This is a genomic window from Raineya sp., assembly GCF_053497555.1.
Window position 1 is genome coordinate 34,574 of record NZ_JBRCWE010000060.1, and the last position, 16,899, is coordinate 51,472.

Annotated in this window: 12 protein-coding genes; 7 read left to right on the forward strand and 5 right to left on the reverse strand. The window is 39.5% G+C overall.

Translation table 11 applies throughout. The annotated features are described in order from the left end of the window. Entirely contained in the window at nucleotides 1–1,572 is a 1,572-nt protein-coding gene (locus tag ACWITO_RS07535) for a glycoside hydrolase family 10 protein (RefSeq protein WP_448529379.1), read from the reverse strand. Nucleotides 1,573–1,855: 283 nt separating this feature from the next. Between ACWITO_RS07535 and ACWITO_RS07540 the strand changes: the two genes are divergently transcribed. Genes ACWITO_RS07540 through ACWITO_RS07550 form a run of 3 tightly spaced genes read left to right on the forward strand, consistent with a single transcriptional unit; the run spans nucleotide 1,856 to nucleotide 4,739 of the window. Continuing rightward, nucleotides 1,856–3,469 carry a hypothetical protein gene (locus tag ACWITO_RS07540; RefSeq protein WP_448529380.1) on the forward strand — a complete coding sequence of 538 codons (1,614 nt, stop codon included), beginning with the start codon at nucleotides 1,856–1,858 and terminating at the stop codon, nucleotides 3,467–3,469. A gap of 28 nt (nucleotides 3,470–3,497) precedes the next feature. Further along, nucleotides 3,498–3,737, forward strand: a complete 240-nt coding sequence (locus tag ACWITO_RS07545) for a thioredoxin family protein (RefSeq protein WP_448529381.1) — start codon at nucleotides 3,498–3,500, stop codon at nucleotides 3,735–3,737. A 27-nt stretch (nucleotides 3,738–3,764) separates the two neighbouring features. Beyond that, nucleotides 3,765–4,739 (forward strand): permease, encoded by a 975-nt coding sequence (locus tag ACWITO_RS07550; RefSeq protein ID WP_448529382.1) that lies wholly within the window; start codon nucleotides 3,765–3,767, stop codon nucleotides 4,737–4,739. A 5-nt stretch (nucleotides 4,740–4,744) separates the two neighbouring features. Here ACWITO_RS07550 and ACWITO_RS07555 read toward each other — a convergent pair whose 3' ends face one another. The 3 genes from ACWITO_RS07555 to ACWITO_RS07565 all read right to left on the reverse strand — a co-directional run bounded on the left by ACWITO_RS07555 (nucleotide 4,745) and on the right by ACWITO_RS07565 (nucleotide 10,709). Beyond that, nucleotides 4,745–5,878: an efflux RND transporter periplasmic adaptor subunit gene (locus tag ACWITO_RS07555; protein ID WP_448529383.1), complete on the reverse strand. Its 1,134-nt coding sequence runs from the start codon at nucleotides 5,876–5,878 to the stop codon at nucleotides 4,745–4,747. A 23-nt stretch (nucleotides 5,879–5,901) separates the two neighbouring features. Next, nucleotides 5,902–10,212: a CusA/CzcA family heavy metal efflux RND transporter gene (locus ACWITO_RS07560; RefSeq protein WP_448529384.1), complete on the reverse strand. Its 4,311-nt coding sequence runs from the start codon at nucleotides 10,210–10,212 to the stop codon at nucleotides 5,902–5,904. A gap of 95 nt (nucleotides 10,213–10,307) precedes the next feature. Continuing rightward, nucleotides 10,308–10,709 (reverse strand): hypothetical protein, encoded by a 402-nt coding sequence (locus ACWITO_RS07565; RefSeq protein ID WP_448529385.1) that lies wholly within the window; start codon nucleotides 10,707–10,709, stop codon nucleotides 10,308–10,310. A gap of 96 nt (nucleotides 10,710–10,805) precedes the next feature. Between ACWITO_RS07565 and mutL the strand changes: the two genes are divergently transcribed. The 4 genes from mutL to ACWITO_RS07585 all read left to right on the forward strand — a co-directional run bounded on the left by mutL (nucleotide 10,806) and on the right by ACWITO_RS07585 (nucleotide 15,821). Further along, nucleotides 10,806–12,653, forward strand: coding sequence for a DNA mismatch repair endonuclease MutL (gene mutL, locus ACWITO_RS07570; RefSeq protein WP_448529386.1), 1,848 nt, complete (start codon nucleotides 10,806–10,808; stop codon nucleotides 12,651–12,653). Nucleotides 12,654–12,761: 108 nt separating this feature from the next. Then, nucleotides 12,762–13,898: a Na/Pi symporter gene (locus tag ACWITO_RS07575; protein WP_448529387.1), complete on the forward strand. Its 1,137-nt coding sequence runs from the start codon at nucleotides 12,762–12,764 to the stop codon at nucleotides 13,896–13,898. A gap of 42 nt (nucleotides 13,899–13,940) precedes the next feature. After that, on the forward strand, nucleotides 13,941–14,939 hold the full coding sequence (locus tag ACWITO_RS07580) for an isoaspartyl peptidase/L-asparaginase family protein (protein WP_448529388.1): 999 nt from the start codon (nucleotides 13,941–13,943) through the stop codon (nucleotides 14,937–14,939). 300 nt (nucleotides 14,940–15,239) lie between these two features. Beyond that, nucleotides 15,240–15,821 carry a Maf-like protein gene (locus tag ACWITO_RS07585; RefSeq protein ID WP_448529389.1) on the forward strand — a complete coding sequence of 194 codons (582 nt, stop codon included), beginning with the start codon at nucleotides 15,240–15,242 and terminating at the stop codon, nucleotides 15,819–15,821. A gap of 152 nt (nucleotides 15,822–15,973) precedes the next feature. Here the strand turns inward: ACWITO_RS07585 and rsgA are convergent, their stop codons facing one another. Continuing rightward, nucleotides 15,974–16,897, reverse strand: coding sequence for a ribosome small subunit-dependent GTPase A (gene rsgA, locus ACWITO_RS07590; protein ID WP_448529390.1), 924 nt, complete (start codon nucleotides 16,895–16,897; stop codon nucleotides 15,974–15,976). Nucleotides 16,898–16,899 lie beyond the last annotated feature (2 nt).

Genomic DNA, 16,899 nt, shown 5'->3' on the forward strand with positions numbered 1-16,899 from the left:
CTAATCTTCCCGAATTTCACCATCTTTAATAGGTGAAGCCATCGTCAGTTTCTTGACGGTGGCTATTGTTACTTTGGCGTATTGCCTGCTTTCGTTGTGCAGTCTATCAAAAGATTTTACTGCATAGATGTAGCGTCTATTTTGCTCCAAATCTTTATCCAAGAAATAGTTTTCCCGAAGAATAGCAACAATTTTAGAGGCATCTTCAAAATCCATTTCCATTTCGTTTTGGAAACGAAAAACTACATAATAATCGGGCTTTTCTTGGTCTGGGGCGGCTTTGGGGCTTTGCCAATACAGCAGAACGTTGTTGTGAAATACATTAGCTTTCAGACTATCAGGGGGTAGTGGTGGAATGGAATCTTTCCAAGGCATAGCAGGTACCAAAGCAGGAAAGCGAAACACAGAATTTTGCAGGCTATCGCAAATTTTGAGCGGATTGCGAAGCAAATGTTTAAGCGAAAAAAACATTCCGCCTTTGATATTTTTAAGAGAGCGATTGAGGCGAATTTGCCTGATGATTTCTTGGCTATCGTTCCAATTATCTTTTTCTTCGGAGTTGGCAACTTTGAAAAGTGCGTGTCCGCTGTAAATATGCCTTCCGAAGTTATTTTCATTCCACCATTCGGCAAGCACTTTGAAAGAGGCTTGTGGCGAAGCGATTGTCCAATAGGTTTGGGGGGCAAGATAATCCACCCAGCCTTGCTCTAACCACTTGCGAGTATCGGCAAAGACATTATCGTAAGCGGGTTGTCCTAAATTGGTAGCCGAACCTCTACTATCTTTGTTTTTGTTTCGCCAGCCTCCTGCGGGGCTTATACCAAATTTCATTTTAGGCTTGATTGCCCTGATGCTATCCGAAACAGCTTGTACAAACAAATCTATGTTGTTCCTTCGCCAATCTTCAATATTTCTGAAATCTTTGCCAAATTTATCAAAAGTATTGTCGTCATTGATTTTTTCCCCAGCAATAGGGTAGGGGTAAAAGTAATCGTCAAAATGCAAGCCATCAATATCGTACTTTCTGACTATCTCTAAAATGACTTGTAGCAAATACTCTCTCACTTCGGGAATACCCGGATTGAAATAAACCCTATCGCCATAACGAAAAAACCATTCAGGACGCTTGCGTGTGATATGCTCGGGGTGAATATGGCTGTAATTTACATTGGCAACGGCTCTGAACGGATTTATCCAAGCGTGAAATTCAAGAAGTCTTTTTCGGCTCTCTTCAATCATAAAAGCCAAAGGGTCATAACTGGGAGCAACACCTTGCTTGCCTTGCAGCACCTCTGACCAAAGTTCCAAACTGCTTTCATACAAGGCATCAGCGGCAGGACGCACCTGTACTATGATGGTATTCAGGTTTAGCTGTTTGCATTTTTCTAAAATGTTGATAAATTCTTTTTTCTGCTCTTCTGCCGAAAGCCCTTTACGAGAAGGGAAATCTATATTTGCCACAGTAGTTACCCACACTGCCCGCATTTCGGTGCGTGGATACAAGGCTTTTTGTGCAAAAGTTTGGGCACAACAAATCAAAAGTAAAACAAGAAATAAGCACTTTTTCAACACAAACAATGATTTTTTTCAAAAATAAGCAGAAAAATGTAAAATGCAAATTTCGTCAGCAGTACGAATTTGGGGGCAATTTTTAGATAGCTGATAAACAAATGTTTAATGATGCAAATTGTTTTCTTTGGCATAAGAAGCCGCCCTATCTAAAATTAGCAAGTTTAATGCTAAAAATCATTTTTTAGTGTGTAAAATTATCAGAACTTGCAATGAAATATGAACCAATAAAAATAACTTATTGTTTTCTTTCATTGAGAACTAATCAAAAAAATCAACAAAACTTATGAAAAAAAATTTGTTTTTTTCTATTCTTTGGATGCTTGTATTTACCCAGTTTTCATTTGCTCAAAGTGATTTTCCTTACGAAATTGTCTTGAACCCTGTAAGCGTTCCCAATCTGCCGAACTTACATTCTTACGCTTATGCCCAACATCAAGGCAAATGGCTCATCATTGGTGGCAGAAAAGATGGGCTTCACCCCCGTCAGCCATTCAACTCTTTCCCCGCTTCGCAAAATAATACCAATATCTATGTGGTAGATGTAAGCAACCGACAAGTTTGGAGTGCTTCGGTAGATGTATTACCCACCAACTTGAAAGAACAACTACAATCTACCAATATGAATTTTTATCAAGATACCGATACGCTCTACATTATAGGTGGCTATGGTTTTTCTGCTTCTCAAAACAAACACATCACTTACCCTTATCTAACTTCTGTGCAGGTTTCAAGCCTTATAAACGCCATTACCAACGGAGCAAATATTACACCCTATTTCAAGCAAATTCAGAATGATATTTTTGCCGTAACGGGAGGGCATCTTAAAAAACTCAAAAACTATTTCTATTTGGTAGGAGGTCATCGTTTTGATGGTAGGTATAACCCAATGGGTAATCCTACTTTTACGCAAACCTATACCAACCAAATTCGCAAATTTACAATCAACAACTCGGGCAGTCAGTTAAGTTTTGGTAATTATTCCGAAATCTATGATGAAGTGCATCTGCATCGTCGCGACTACAACCTTTTGCCTCAAATCTTTCCCAATGGCGAACAAGGTTTTACCATATCGTCGGGGGTGTTCCAAATCAATGCAGATTTGCCCTTTTTGTACCCCGTAGATATTAAAGAAAGTGGCTATACTCCCATTACAGATTTTAACCAATACCTTAGCCATTACCATTCGGCAGTAGCTTGCCTCTACGATAGCCTAAACAATAATATGCACTCTGTATTTTTCGGCGGAATGAGCCAATATTACTACCAAAATGGTAGTTTGGTGCAAGATAATTTAGTTCCTTTTGTAAAAACTATCAGTCGGCTAACCCGCGATAAAAACGGAAAACTCACTGAATACAAACTTTCTACCGAAATGCCTACTTTACAAGGGGCAAGTGCCGAGTTTATTCCCAACCTAAATTTACCGCATTACAGCAACAAGGTAATCAAGCTATCGGAAATCAATCAAGAACGATTTTTAATTGGGCATATTTTCGGAGGCATTCTTAGTACAGCCCTCAATCCTTTTTCAAGCAATCAAACCAATCTTACTGCTGCCGATAACAGCATCTATGAGGTTTGGCTTCAGAAAATTTCTCCGAGTGCTATCAGTGAAATGATTGTCAATGGTAAAAATCCTTATGATATAGAAATTTTACCTAACCCTTTCCGCAATACCTTCAAAATCAAATTTTATACCGATAAGCCTGTAAGAATGAGCTATATCCTTAGCAATAGTTTAGGACAGGTAGTGTTTGAATCAGAAGAAAAGCGATATAATATGGGGGAGAATCAGGTAAATGTTCGTGTCAGCAAGCAAGTGGCACAAGGATTGCTTTACATTACGGCTATATTTGATGACAAGCATTACGTAACAAGAAAAATTATTCATAACTGAACTAAACCTAAATAAACCCTAAACATTTATGTTACATATCAAAATACTCGGCCCCGGCTGTGCTAAATGTAAAACAACTTACCAGAATGTTTTAGATGCAGTGAAATCTGCTAATATTGAGGCACAAGTAGAAAAAGTAGAAGATGTAGAGGAAATTATGAAGTACAACATTCTCTCTACTCCGGCTTTGGTTATCAATGAAGAGGTAAAAATTAAGGGTAGGGTGGCTAATGTAAATGAAATTGTTGAAATATTGAGAAATTGTTGATAATTCTAACCTGTAACTGCCTGTATAATGTTTGATTGGCTGCAATCTTTTGCTGATTGGGTAGTATATGCTTTGCTCAATATCCCACAAAAGAGCCATTTAGGGCAATCGTTAGATTTCTTTATTTACGATACGCTCAAAATTCTTATTTTGCTTTTTTCAATGGTTTTTTTGATGGGGGTGGTGAATAATTATTTTCCCATAGAAAGGCTTCGCTACTATCTGCAAAAAAATAAATTGTACGGATTAGAGTACCTCTTGGCTTCTTTGTTTGGGGCAATTACGCCTTTTTGTTCGTGCTCTTCGGTTTCTTTATTTATTGGATTTGTACAGGGAGGCATACCACTAGGGGTAACATTTGCTTTTCTAATCACTTCGCCGCTTGTCAATGAAGTGGCAATTGCAGTTTTTTGGGGAGTATTTGGCTTGAAAGTAACACTCATTTATACTATATCAGGAATTTTATTAGGTACACTGGGTGGGTGGTTTTTAGGAAAACTGCATTTAGAAAATTGGCTTACGGATTGGGTGAAAAAGATTTTAGAAAAAAAGCTCAACAGCACAGCCTATGAAAACGAAAAATTAAGTTTTAGAGAAAGATTACCCGAAATTACGCGTGGGGCTTTGGAGATTGTTAGAGGCGTATTTTGGTATATCATTGTAGGGATAGCAGTGGGGGCAATCATACACGGATACGTTCCTGAAAACTTCTTTGCTCAGTATTTAGGGGGGAATGAGTGGTGGTCTGTACCATTGGCTACTATTTTGGCAGTACCTATTTATACAAATGCGTCGGGTATTGTGCCTATCATTCAAGTTTTGGTAAGCAAGGGTGTTCCACTCGGAACAGCCCTTGCCTTTATGATGGCATCTGTAGGGCTTTCTTTTCCCGAAGCTACAATGCTCAAAAAAGTAATGACAACCAAACTGATAGCCACCTTTTTTGGCATTGTAACGCTATTTATTATGATTTTAGGCTTTCTGTTTAATGCTATACTATAAAAGACTTATTCTTCTTTTTGCATTGCTCCTTGCAAATAGATAGCCCCTTGCTCTACCACAATGGCATTTTCGGGAATTTCTTTGAGTAGCTCAATGGCTACCCAATTTTCCTCTCGTTTTTTGATTTTGATAGGCATTTGGTAAAAGCGTTTTTGGTCAGTGGTGAAGAAAACAAAGTTTTCTTCACCTTCTTGTACAATAGCCCCTTCGGGAACTGCCCAAAACTCGCCTTCGCCTACTGCAATACGAGCATTTACATACATACCGGGCAAAAAGGGCTTGCCCACTTCTTCAAAATGAATATGGACGTTGGCTGTTTTGCTTTGCATATCAAAATTTTGACCTATTAAAAACACCTCTCCCTCAAACACCGCTTCGCCTAAATTCGGGCTTTGAAAATACACTTTTTGCCCCTTTTTGATTTTGGTAATATCTTTTTCAAAAACTTGCAGTTCTATATGTAAATGCTCTTTGCTCACAATCTCAAAAAGCACCGTTTCGGCAAGTACATTTTGCCCTCTGGCGATATTTACGCTTTTTACATAGCCACTGATAGGGGCGGTTACTACGAAAGTTGCACCGATAGAGCTTGCTTGCAAAGCCACAGGACTGATGCCCACAAATTGTAACTGCTTTTCAAGGCTTGCCAAACGAATTTTAGCACTTTGCAAATCGGTACTTACCTTTTGCAGATTTTTCTTTGTGCCTGCTTCGGCTTCGTCCAAACGGCTTTGGCGAGCAAATTCTTGCTCCAAAAAAACTATCTGATTTTTGGTGTTTAGGTACTCTTCTTGCAGGCTAATGAGGCGTAAGTTTTCCAAAACGGCAAGGACTTGTCCTTTTTGCACAAAATCTCCGATAAGCAAATCACATTTTTTTACAAAACCTTCCATTTTGGCAGTAACAATCGCTTTGCTTTCAGGTGGCACGTCTATCATTCCATTTGCCAAAATAAATTCGGAAATTTTTCTTTTCTGCAATTTCCCCAAACGAATACCCATTGTTTGGATTTGCTTGGCGTTGAGTTCTATGGAAACATTTTCTTGTGAGTTTTGAGGAACTTCCATTTCGCTTTCAACACCTTTCCGACAGGAAAGTAACACCAAAATCAAAATAACAAAAATTTGTACGTTTCGCATAATTAAAAGATTTTTGAATGATTTTACTGCAATAATTCCCACTGCAACACAAGTAAATTGTAGTTTGTGAGGGCATCTAAATACCCCAAGCGAATTTTCCAAGCCTGCTCGGTGGTTTGTACGAAAGTGGTGTAATCAATTTCGCCTACCCGAAACATTGTTTCAGCTTTTTCTAAAATGGCTCGGGCTTGCAAGAGTGCTGTTGTTTCGTAAAAATCAAGTAAAGAAACACTTTGGCTTATTTTGCTTGCAAGCACTCTCCGCTGATTTTCTTGGATTTGCTTTTGATAATCGTATTGGGTTTGAGCCAAATACTCTTTGGCTTTGGCGGCTTCAATACTTTTCTCGTAGGCTCTTGAAAAAATAGGCACTGCCACTCCCGCCTGAAAAACCTGTGCTATGGGTCTGCCTTCTACCGTCATCAGGTAGTAGCCCACCCTAAAATCGGGCAGACGCTGGGCTTGCCAAACTTTACGTTCTTGGGTGGCAATGTTTTTTTGCTCTCGCCAAAGTGCTAAAAAAGCATTTTCAGCACTAAACGCAAGTGTATCGGGCAAAGGCAATTTTTGAGCCAAATTGGTATCTAATGCTATTTTTTCCTCTTTGCCGAGCCGTAAGGCAAGCTCTTTTTCTAAAATAGCTTTTTCCTGCTCAAGCAAAATTTTATTTTGCATTGCTTCGCGTAAAAAAGTTTCCGCACTGATTTTCTCCAAAACGTTGCTTTCGCCTTCTTGCCACCTGCGGGTAGCTACTTTGAGCAGTTTTTCGTACAACTGCATTTTTGTTTGCCATACTTCTATGCGTTTGCAAACGAAAAGATGTTGGTAAAAAATAGATTTTATTTCGTTGGCGATAATTTTTTCTTGCAAAGCATAATCTTTTTGGGCAAAATCTATACGGCTTTGCCAAAACGCTTTTTGGGTTTTGTACAAACGAGGTGAAGCAAAACCTTGTGAAATTTGTGCCGAAAAATCTGTTTTTTCCAAAATATTGATTTGTCCGTATTGGGTTTCAAAAGCCATTTTGGGCAATTGGAAGGCAGTTTTTTGAAGTTTTTCCTGATAAAGCACTTCCGTTTTTTTGCTTTGAAGCAAAAGGTTCTGATTTTTGGCTATTTGCAAAGCTTCATCAAGGGAAATAGGCTTTTGAGCCTGTGCCGAAAATGCCCAAAGCATAAAGCTCGCACAAGCAATTATTTTAGAACTTGGTTTCATAGGTTTTCTCTCTGAAAAATAATACAAAATAGGTAGTACAATAAGCGTAAGGAAAGTAGCTGAAATCAAACCGCCGATTACTACCGTAGCAAGTGGCTTTTGCACTTCTGCTCCTGCCGAAGTGGAAAGAGCCATCGGCAAAAAGCCCAAACTCGCCACCGATGCCGTCATCAGTACAGGACGCAAGCGAACAAACACGCCTTGTAAAATTCTGCGGTGCAAATTTCTTAGCCCTTCTTGGGCTAAATGGTTAAATTGCCCTATTAGCACAATACCATTCAGCACTGCCACCCCAAATAGTGCAATAAAACCCACCCCTGCCGAAATGCTAAAAGGCATTCCACGAAGCCATAAAGCAAACACTCCACCTATTGCCGAAAGTGGTATAGCCGTAAAAATAAGCACGGCTTGCTTAAAAGAATGAAAGGTGAAGTACAAAAGCATAAAAATCAAGCCCAAAGCAATCGGAACGGCTATCATTAGGCGTTGTTTGCCCTTTTCAAGGTTTTCAAATTGCCCGCCAAACTCTACATAATATCCCACAGGCAAGCGTACTTGCTTTTTTTCAAAGATGCTTTGCATATCTTTCACAACACTTTCCACATCACGCCCTCGTACATTTACACCAATTACGATGCGTCTTTTGGTATTTTCGCGAGAAATTTGCACGGGGGCAGGCTCGTAGTCAATCCAAGCGACTTCCTCCAAACGTACTTGCGTACCACTGGCGGTACGTACATAAAGGTTACGAAGATTTTCAAGGCTACTGCGTTGGGTAGTATCTAAACGAACAACTAAATCAAAACGCTTTTCGCCTTCAAAGACAATTCCTGCCGCTTCGCCTGCAAAGGCTGTCCTTACGGCTTGATTAAGTGTTTGAATATCCAAGCCGTATTGGGCTATTTTGGTGCGGTTGTACCTGATAAGCATTTGGGGCAAGCCCAAGATTTGTTCTATCTTTACATCTGCCACTCCTTTGATTTTTCGGATTTTTTGGGCGGTTTGTTCAGCTTTTTGGGCAAGTGTTTCTAAATTTTCGCCATAAATCTTGATAGCAATATCCGATTTTACGCCTGTCATTAGCTCATTGAAACGCATCTGAATGGGTTGCTGAAACTCAAAATTTACACCTACGAAATGCTCTTCAAGGGCTTTTTGCATTTTTTCGGCGAGTTCCTCTTTGCTTTCGGCGGTTTTCCATTCCGATTTATCTTTCAAGATAACCATCAAGTCGTTGGCTTCAATGGGCATAGGGTCGGTGGGAATTTCCGAAGAGCCAATTTTAGAGACACAAGTTTTTACTTCGGGAAACTGCAAAAGCACTTTTTCCATTTCCGAAGAAATACGGATAGTTTCTGAAAGCGAAACACCTGTTTTGAGCCTTACTTCAATGGCAAAGTCGCCTTCATCAAGTTGTGGGATAAATTCGCCCCCCAAACGCCAAAAAATCAGTAGTGCTACTATAAAAAGTCCTGCGGTTGCCCCTAAAACTTGTATTTTTCGCCGTAAAGCCCACAAAATAATGGGCTTGTAGATTTGAGCAATACGAGCCATTAGCCTATCGGAAAAAGTAGTTTGAAAGTGGATTTTTTTGCTCAATCCCAAAGCCGACATCATTGGCACGTAGGTAAGCGAAAGAATAAATGCTCCCAAAATGGCAAAACTTACGGCTTGTGCCATTGGCTTAAACATTTTTCCCTCGACCCCCGAAAGCGACCAAATGGGCAGATAAACCATCAGGATAATGATTTCCCCAAAAGCCGCCGACTGCCTGATACGTTTTGCGGCGGTGAAAACCTGCTCGTCCATTTCTTTTTGAGAAAGCTGAAAACCTGCGTGGCGGGCAAGCAAATGCGTATAAAGAAAGTGTAAAATTGCTTCTACAATAATAACCGCTCCATCTACAATTAAGCCGAAATCAATTGCTCCAAGGCTCATCAAGTTGGCAGAAATGCCAAAAAGGTTCATCATTGCTAGCGTAAAAAGCAAAGCCAGTGGAATAACACTTGCCACAATAAGCCCTGCTCGCAAGTTTCCCAAAAATAAAATCAAGACAAAAACTACTATCAGTCCTCCCAAGGCTAAATTTTCAGAAACCGTGAGAATGGCTTTATTCACAAGTAGTGTTCTATCTAAAAAAGGCTCAATAATAAGCCCTTCGGGTAGGGTTTTTTGCACCTGTTGTATGCGTTCTTTGACTTTTTCAATTACCTGTGCCGAATTTGCACCTTTGAGCATCATCACAATGCCGCCTACAACTTCGCCCTTGCCGTCTTGTGTCATTGCTCCATAGCGAGTAGCACTGCCCAAACGTACTTTGGCTACATCTCGCACCAGCACAGGCATTCCATTCGGCATAGTTTTAATGGGTGTTTGCTCAATATCTTGAAGGGTTTTGACAAAGCCTTCTGCCCGAATAAAATACGCTTTCCCCTGACGCTCAATGTAACTACCCCCTGTATTTTCGTTATTTCGGTGCAATGCCTCAAATACTTCGCTAATAGTAAGGTCATAAGCTCGGAGCTTTTCGCTTTCAAGAGCTACTTCGTATTGTTTTACTTTACCCCCAAAGCTATTTACCTCTACTACTCCCTCAATACCTGCCAAACGCCTTTTTACAATCCAATCCTGAATGGTGCGTAAATCTTGGGCGTTGTAGTGTTTTTCATAGCCTTTCAGGGGACGAATAACGTATTGATAAATTTCCCCCAAACCCGTAGAAATAGGTGCTAAATAAGGTTGCCCCATTGTAGGAGGAATATCTTTTTCGGCAAGTTTGATTTTTTCAGCGACCAGTTGCCGAGCCAAATAAATGTCAGTTTCATCAGTAAAAACAATTGTAATTACCGAAAGTCCGAAGCGAGAAATAGAGCGAATTTCCTCTACATTTTGCAGATTTGCAAAAGAAATTTCCAGAGGTGCTGTAATAAACTGCTCCACTTCTTGTGCCGAAAACTGCGGAGCAGAGGTAATTACTTGCACTTGGTTATTGGTAATATCAGGAACGGCATCAATAGGAATTTGCGTTGCTGAAAATCCTCCCCAAATCACCAGTGCCACTACAAACACCCCTACAATAATTTTATTGCGGATAGAAAATCCGATGATAGCATCTAACATAGATTTGTTTTTTGGCTAAAAATTAAAATTCAGTGTACCAAGAATGGCAAGAATGCTTTTAGATAAACTAAAAATGTGTAACCCAATTCAAAAATTTAGGCAAGTGTGTTAGAAAGATTTTTTGGGGGTTGGAAATTTTCGTCTATGAGTTGAAAATGATAAAAAGTAGGGTAATCAAAGTATTTTTCTTTGAGAGGTGTAGGAGGAGTGTAGGGCTTAATTTCAAGACAAATAGAAGGTAAAACTGCTAAATGCATACACTCGGCGTGTAAATGATGAAAAGGCAAATTCTTATGTTTTTGGTCTTGTTTTTGGTGTTCAGTATGGGTATAATGAAGCCATAAGAATTGCCAAAAGCTCATATTTTCTTGCTTTTGATGTTCTGCAAAATGATGAAACAAAGAACCCACATCTCCCAAATAATGCGTATCATTTTTTGGGAAAAAGGCTGTAAAACCTATCCAAATGCTTAATAGTATGGTAGCAATCTGTTTCACAAAAGCAAAGGTCTTAAAAAACAAGTTTAGAAACAAGATAAATTGTTTGATATTTTTGGTATAAATTCTGTAAGTTTGTCTTGAAATTCAATAGCTATGCAAGATGTAATTCGTCTTTTGCCTGACTCGCTTGCTAATCAGATTGCCGCAGGGGAGGTAGTTCAGCGACCTGCTTCGGTAGTAAAAGAGCTTTTAGAAAACTCCATTGACGCACAAGCTACCCAAATTCAACTGATTATCAAAGATGCAGGCAAAACGCTCATTCAAGTAATTGATGATGGCATTGGAATGTCGGAAACTGATGCTCGTATGAGCTTTGAACGCCACGCTACCTCCAAAATCAAGACGCAAGAAGATTTGTTTAGAATAATGACAATGGGTTTTCGGGGAGAGGCTTTGGCTTCTATTGCGGCTGTGGCACAGGTAGAAATGCGTACTCGCCGAGAAATTGATGATTTAGGAACGCAAATTATTATTGAGGGAAGTGAGCTAAAAACTCAAAGTAAAATTAACTGCCCCAAAGGAACTTCTATTGCAGTAAAAAATCTTTTTTTTAATGTACCTGCTCGCCGAAATTTCTTGAAGTCAAATCCCGTAGAGACCAAACATATCATAGATGAGTTTCAACGTGTCGCTCTTGCCTTTCCCGAGGTTGCTTTCCGAATGTATCACAACGAAGAGGAGATTTACAATTTGCCCAAAGGTAAATTAGCTCAACGAATTATTGGTATTTTTGGCAAAAACTATCGTGAAGGGCTTATACCTTGTCAGGAAGAGACTCCTCTGCTCAAAGTCAAAGGTTATATTGGCAAACCCGAGCTGGCTAAAAAAACGCGTGGTGAGCAGTTTTTCTTTGTAAATAATCGCTTCATCAAGCACGCTTATTTGCATCACGCTGTGCTTACCTGCTATCAAGACCTTTTGCCCAAAGAGCATATTCCTTTCTATGTGATTTTTTTAGAAATTGAACCACAACATATTGATATAAATGTTCATCCTACAAAAACCGAAATCAAGTTTGATGACGAAAAAGCCATTTATGCTATTTTACAAGCTACGGTACGGAAGGCATTAGGCTCGGTGCAAAACAATTTAGATTTTGAGGAAAAGCCCTTTATCTTTGATTCTGTTTTTAGTAATGAAAAAAAACTCTTTACGGATAGCTCAACACAATTTTCACCCAAAGAGAATTTTAGCAACTTGGGCAAAACTACCTATCGCGAGAAAAGTAATTTACGAAATTGGGAAACTATTTTTGCAGGGCTGAAAAGCCAAGCTATTCAGACCTTTGAGCAAGAAAAAAACGAGATTTTCCCACAGGAAAATGTTTCGGAAACTGCTACACTTGCCAAAGAATATGAAAATCCTGAAACTAAAACTTTTCAGTTGCATCAAAGATATATTGTTACGCAAATAAAGGCAGGTCTGCTGATTATAGACCAACATTTAGCACATCAACGTATTTTATATGATAAGTTTTTAAGCCTTTTGCAAAGTGAAGGTTCAGGACGAGTTTCACAGCAGTTGCTTTTTCCTATCCAAATTTCTCTGAACCCTACCGATTTGGCTCTGGTGCAAGATATTGCGGAGCAAATACGCTATTTAGGCTTCAATTTTGAACTGAACTATGATAGTATGACTTTGTATGGTACTCCCCCAAACCTGCCTCGTGAGCAAGAAAAAGAAATTGTAGAGTCTTTTATTGAGCAAATCAAACATTCGGCGGATATTAGCCTGCTTCCCTCGCAAGAAAAAATTGCCCGCCTGATGGCTCAACGCTCTGCTCTACGTTACGGGACAAAGTTGGATTCTGCTGAAATACAAACACTTTTGGCTCAACTCTTTGCCTCTTCCAATTCTAATTATAGCCCCAACGGTGAGCCTACAATGATAGTAGTAGATATGGTAAAGATTAGAGAATGGTTTGCCAGCGGCTTACATTAAGCGAAAATTAAATTTTGATTAGAAAATTTTACAAGCCACCTTTCGTTGGAAAATTGTATTATTTTTGCAAAAAGTTATCATTTTGCCAAGTTCCCACTAATCAAATAAATGAAAGTTTTAACCCAAGTAAGTACGATTTTTCATAATTCGCAAACGCGTTTGGGGCAGAACGTGTACCGTGCCGCATTGCTTTTACTACTGACTTTATTTTTTCTTTTTGCTTTGGATATGGCTATTGAAAGTCTCAGACATATCGTAGGCATTGAGTATTTACGCAAATCTTTGAACGAAATTTATAATCCTTTTATTGGGCTTTTTGTGGGCATTTTGGCAACTGCTTTGGTGCAAAGCAGTACTCTGATAACTTCTTTGGCTGTGGCTCTCGTAGCGGCAGGCACTGTGAGCATTTCTAATGCTATTCCGCTTGTAATGGGAGCCAACATAGGTACTACTATTACGGCAATGCTGGTAGCTTTTGGACACGTAGGCAAACGCAAAGAATTTCGTAAAGCTATTTCGGGAAGCCTATTGCACGTTCTTGCCAATATTTTACCAACACTCATTATTTTCCCGTTAGAATATGGCTTTGGTTTTCTTACCAAGCTTTCTTTATTTTTTGCCACTTGGGTTTCGGGAGAGGGGAAAATCATTTCCTTTGAAGGCTGGCAGTTCAGCAAGTATGTTACTCAGCCTATACTCAATCATTTGCCACTGGCAGAGCACGGCTGGATTTTTTTACTTGTAAGCGTGATAGGCATCTTTGCTTGTATTCGCTTGTTTATTTTGCTTTTCAAAAACTGGCTCGTAAGCGACCTTCTACATAAAATCCAAAATGTTTTTTGGGTTACTTCTTGGAGAGCCTTTGGTTGGGGAACGCTTATCACTGCGATTATTCATTCCAGCACTGTGGTTACTTGTTTCTTGGTTACGCTTATTGGTTCAAACAAACTTTCTACTCGGCAGGCTTTGCCTTTTATTTTGGGAGCAAATTTAGGAACAACGCTCACGGCTCTTACTGCCTCTTTGGGAAAAACAGAAACCGCTATTAGCATTGCTTTTGCCCACTTTTTGTTTAATGTTCTTTCAGTGTTAATGATTTTGCCTATTCCTTACCTGAAAATGCGGTTTATATTGCTGAGCCGCTATTTGGGAAAATTGATGATGAACTACCGCTTGCTTGCTTTTGCTTTTGTACTGATATTCTTTTTTCTTTTGCCTTTCGTTCTGATTTACTTGCACAAGTGAAGCATTTTTGCTTTTTTTGCTTTTCACCAAAACGCAATGCTTATGAAAAAGTTTTTTCTTGTGATTTTCTTGTGGGTAGGAATACAAAATATTTTTGCCCAAGCAGTAAAGCCTGTCATTGTTATTCACGGTGGGGCAGGGGTAATCCGTAAAGCTGATATGACCCCCGAAAAAGAACGCGAATACGAAGCTAAACTTAAAGAGGCATTGGAGAAAGGCTATGCAGTTTTGGAGAAAGGCGGTACTAGCTTAGATGCCGTAGAAGTTGCTATTCAGGTACTTGAAGAGTCGCCGCTATTCAATGCAGGTAGAGGCTGTGTGCTGAATAACCAAGGTATGCCCGAACTTGATGCTTCTATAATGAACGGGAAAACATTAGAGGCGGGAGCTGTTGCAGGTGTAAATAAAGTAAAAAGCCCTATTACACTAGCTCGTACTATAATGAGCAAATCCGAACACGTAATGCTTGTGGGAACTGGTGCAGAGCTTTTTGCCAAACAACAGGGATTAGAAATGGTAAAACCCTCTTATTTTATCACTGAAAAACGCTCCGAGCAACTCAAAAAAGTAAAAGAGAAAGAGAAAAAAGATACAAAATCTGACCTTGATATCGCTAACCCTGATAAGAAGTACGGCACCGTAGGCTGTGTAGCTCTGGATAAGTTCGGAAACCTTGCCGCAGGTACATCTACGGGGGGTATGATGAACAAACGTTATGGCAGAGTAGGCGATTCGCCCATTATAGGTGCAGGCACGTATGCCGATAACAATGGCTGTGCTGTTTCTGCCACAGGACACGGCGAATATTTCATTCGTTCGGCGGTAGCTTTTCGTACCAATGCCCTTATGCAAATGAAAGGGCTTTCGCTTGCCCAAGCCGCCCAAGAGGCTATTCAGTTTATGGGTAATTTGGGAGGAACAGGGGGAATTATTGCTTTGGATAAAAATGGCAATATTGCTATGCCTTTCAATACTGAAGGAATGTATCGTGGCTATATTGATGCCAACAAAAATATGCTTATCCGTATGTATCAGGATTAGGAGTTTGAGTTTGCCAAAAATTGATGAAAGTAGATTGGAAAAGTTTTGAGCTTTCGAACTATTCTTAATCCTTCTAAAAAATGTAATCTTGGGTGTTTTTTCAGGCTGGTAGCGATGATGTCGCTATCAGCGGCATCATCGCTTGTTACGTTTGTATGAGTGTATTATGAGTGGTTTTATCATCGTAGAGTTTCATTAGCTTTGGCATAATTGAGATTAGAGCAGTGCCGAAAAAATAACAGCTTCATCTTTGAAAAGCTATCAAAGTTTTTTCTTACATTTATGCCAAAACCTTCGTTTATGCTTTCTCAAAAATTTGTGGGTACTGAAATTATTTTAGCTTCGGCTTCGCCACGCCGTAGACAATTGCTGGCAGGTTTGGATATTGAGTTTGAAGTAAAAACCAAAGAAGTTTCCGAAGATTTTTCTGCTGAAATGCCCGCCAGCCAAGTTCCTTTGTACTTGGCACAGAAAAAAGCGGAAGCCTTTGGGACAGAGTTACAAAAAAATCAGCTTATCATAGCCGCCGATACCATTGTAAGCATAGAAGGAACGATTTTGAACAAACCCAACTCTCCACAAGAAGCAAAAGCTATGCTTGAAATGCTATCGGGAAAAATGCACGAAGTAATTACAGGGGTTTGTTTGCTTAGCAAACACAAAAAGGAACTTTTTGCAGATATTACCCAAGTATATTTTCGCTCTTTGAGCCAAGCTGAAATAGATTATTATGTAGAACATTACAAGCCCTTTGATAAAGCAGGTAGCTACGGTGCCCAAGAATGGCTCGGAATGATAGCCATAGAACGCATAGAAGGCTCTTATTTCAATGTTATGGGCTTGCCTGTGCATTTACTTTACGAAAAACTCAAAAATTTCTAAATTGTAATTATTTACATTCAAAAAGTTTGAAGGTTCAAGAGTTGGGTGAAAAATTCTACTCCCTCTAAATATCCAATATTCTAAATCCTGTTTCCTGCTTCTTGTTTCCTGTTTCTATACTACAAATTAGACCTAAAAATTACTCTAATTTTTCACCTTCTATTATCCTCGTTGGCAAGCATACTCAAATAGCTTTCATAGCGGAAAAGTGCAATTTCTCCACTTTCAACGGCTTCAATTACCTTGCATTGAGGTTCGTGAATATGCAAACAGCGAGAGCCGAATTTACACTCACCCAAATATTTTCTCATTTCGGGGAAATAGTGCGAAAGTTCGTCTGCTTCAATTTCTACAAGTCCCAATTCTTTGATACCGGGCGTATCAATGATAAAAGTATTTTCGCTAAGCTCAAACATTTCGGCAAAGGTAGTGGTGTGCTTTCCTTTTTGAGAAAAGTCTGAAATTTCGCCTGTTTTAAGGTTCAATGAAGGATTGATAGCATTGATAAGGCTGGATTTGCCTACCCCCGAATGCCCTGAAAGCAAAGAAACCTTACCTTGCAAGATTTTTTCAAAATCACTGACACCCTCTTGGCTGATAACAGAGGTTTGAAGACAGCAGTAGCCAATTTCGGTATAAATTTGCATAATTTCTGCCTGATAGTGTAGAGCTTCCTTGTCTAAAAGGTCGCTTTTATTGAAAACCACCACCGCAGGAATCCTGAAAGTTTCAGCAGAAACTAAAAACCTATCAATAAAGCCAAAAGATGTACGGGGGGCTACAAGGGTAGCAATGATGATGGCTTGGTCAATGTTGGTAGCAATGAGGTGTGCGTGGGCTGTTTTATGTACCGATTTACGAATGATGTAATTTTCGCGAGGCAATATGTCTGTAATTACGCCTGTTTTTTGGTCTTTTTCCCATTCCCATTCTACTCTATCGCCTACGGCAATAGGGTTGGTAACTTTCAAATCTTGCAATTTGAATTTGCCACGCAAACGACACGAAATAATCTTTTTATCATTTGTTCGTACTTCGTACCAAGCCCCTGTGGAGCGAATAATAATGCCTTGCATAG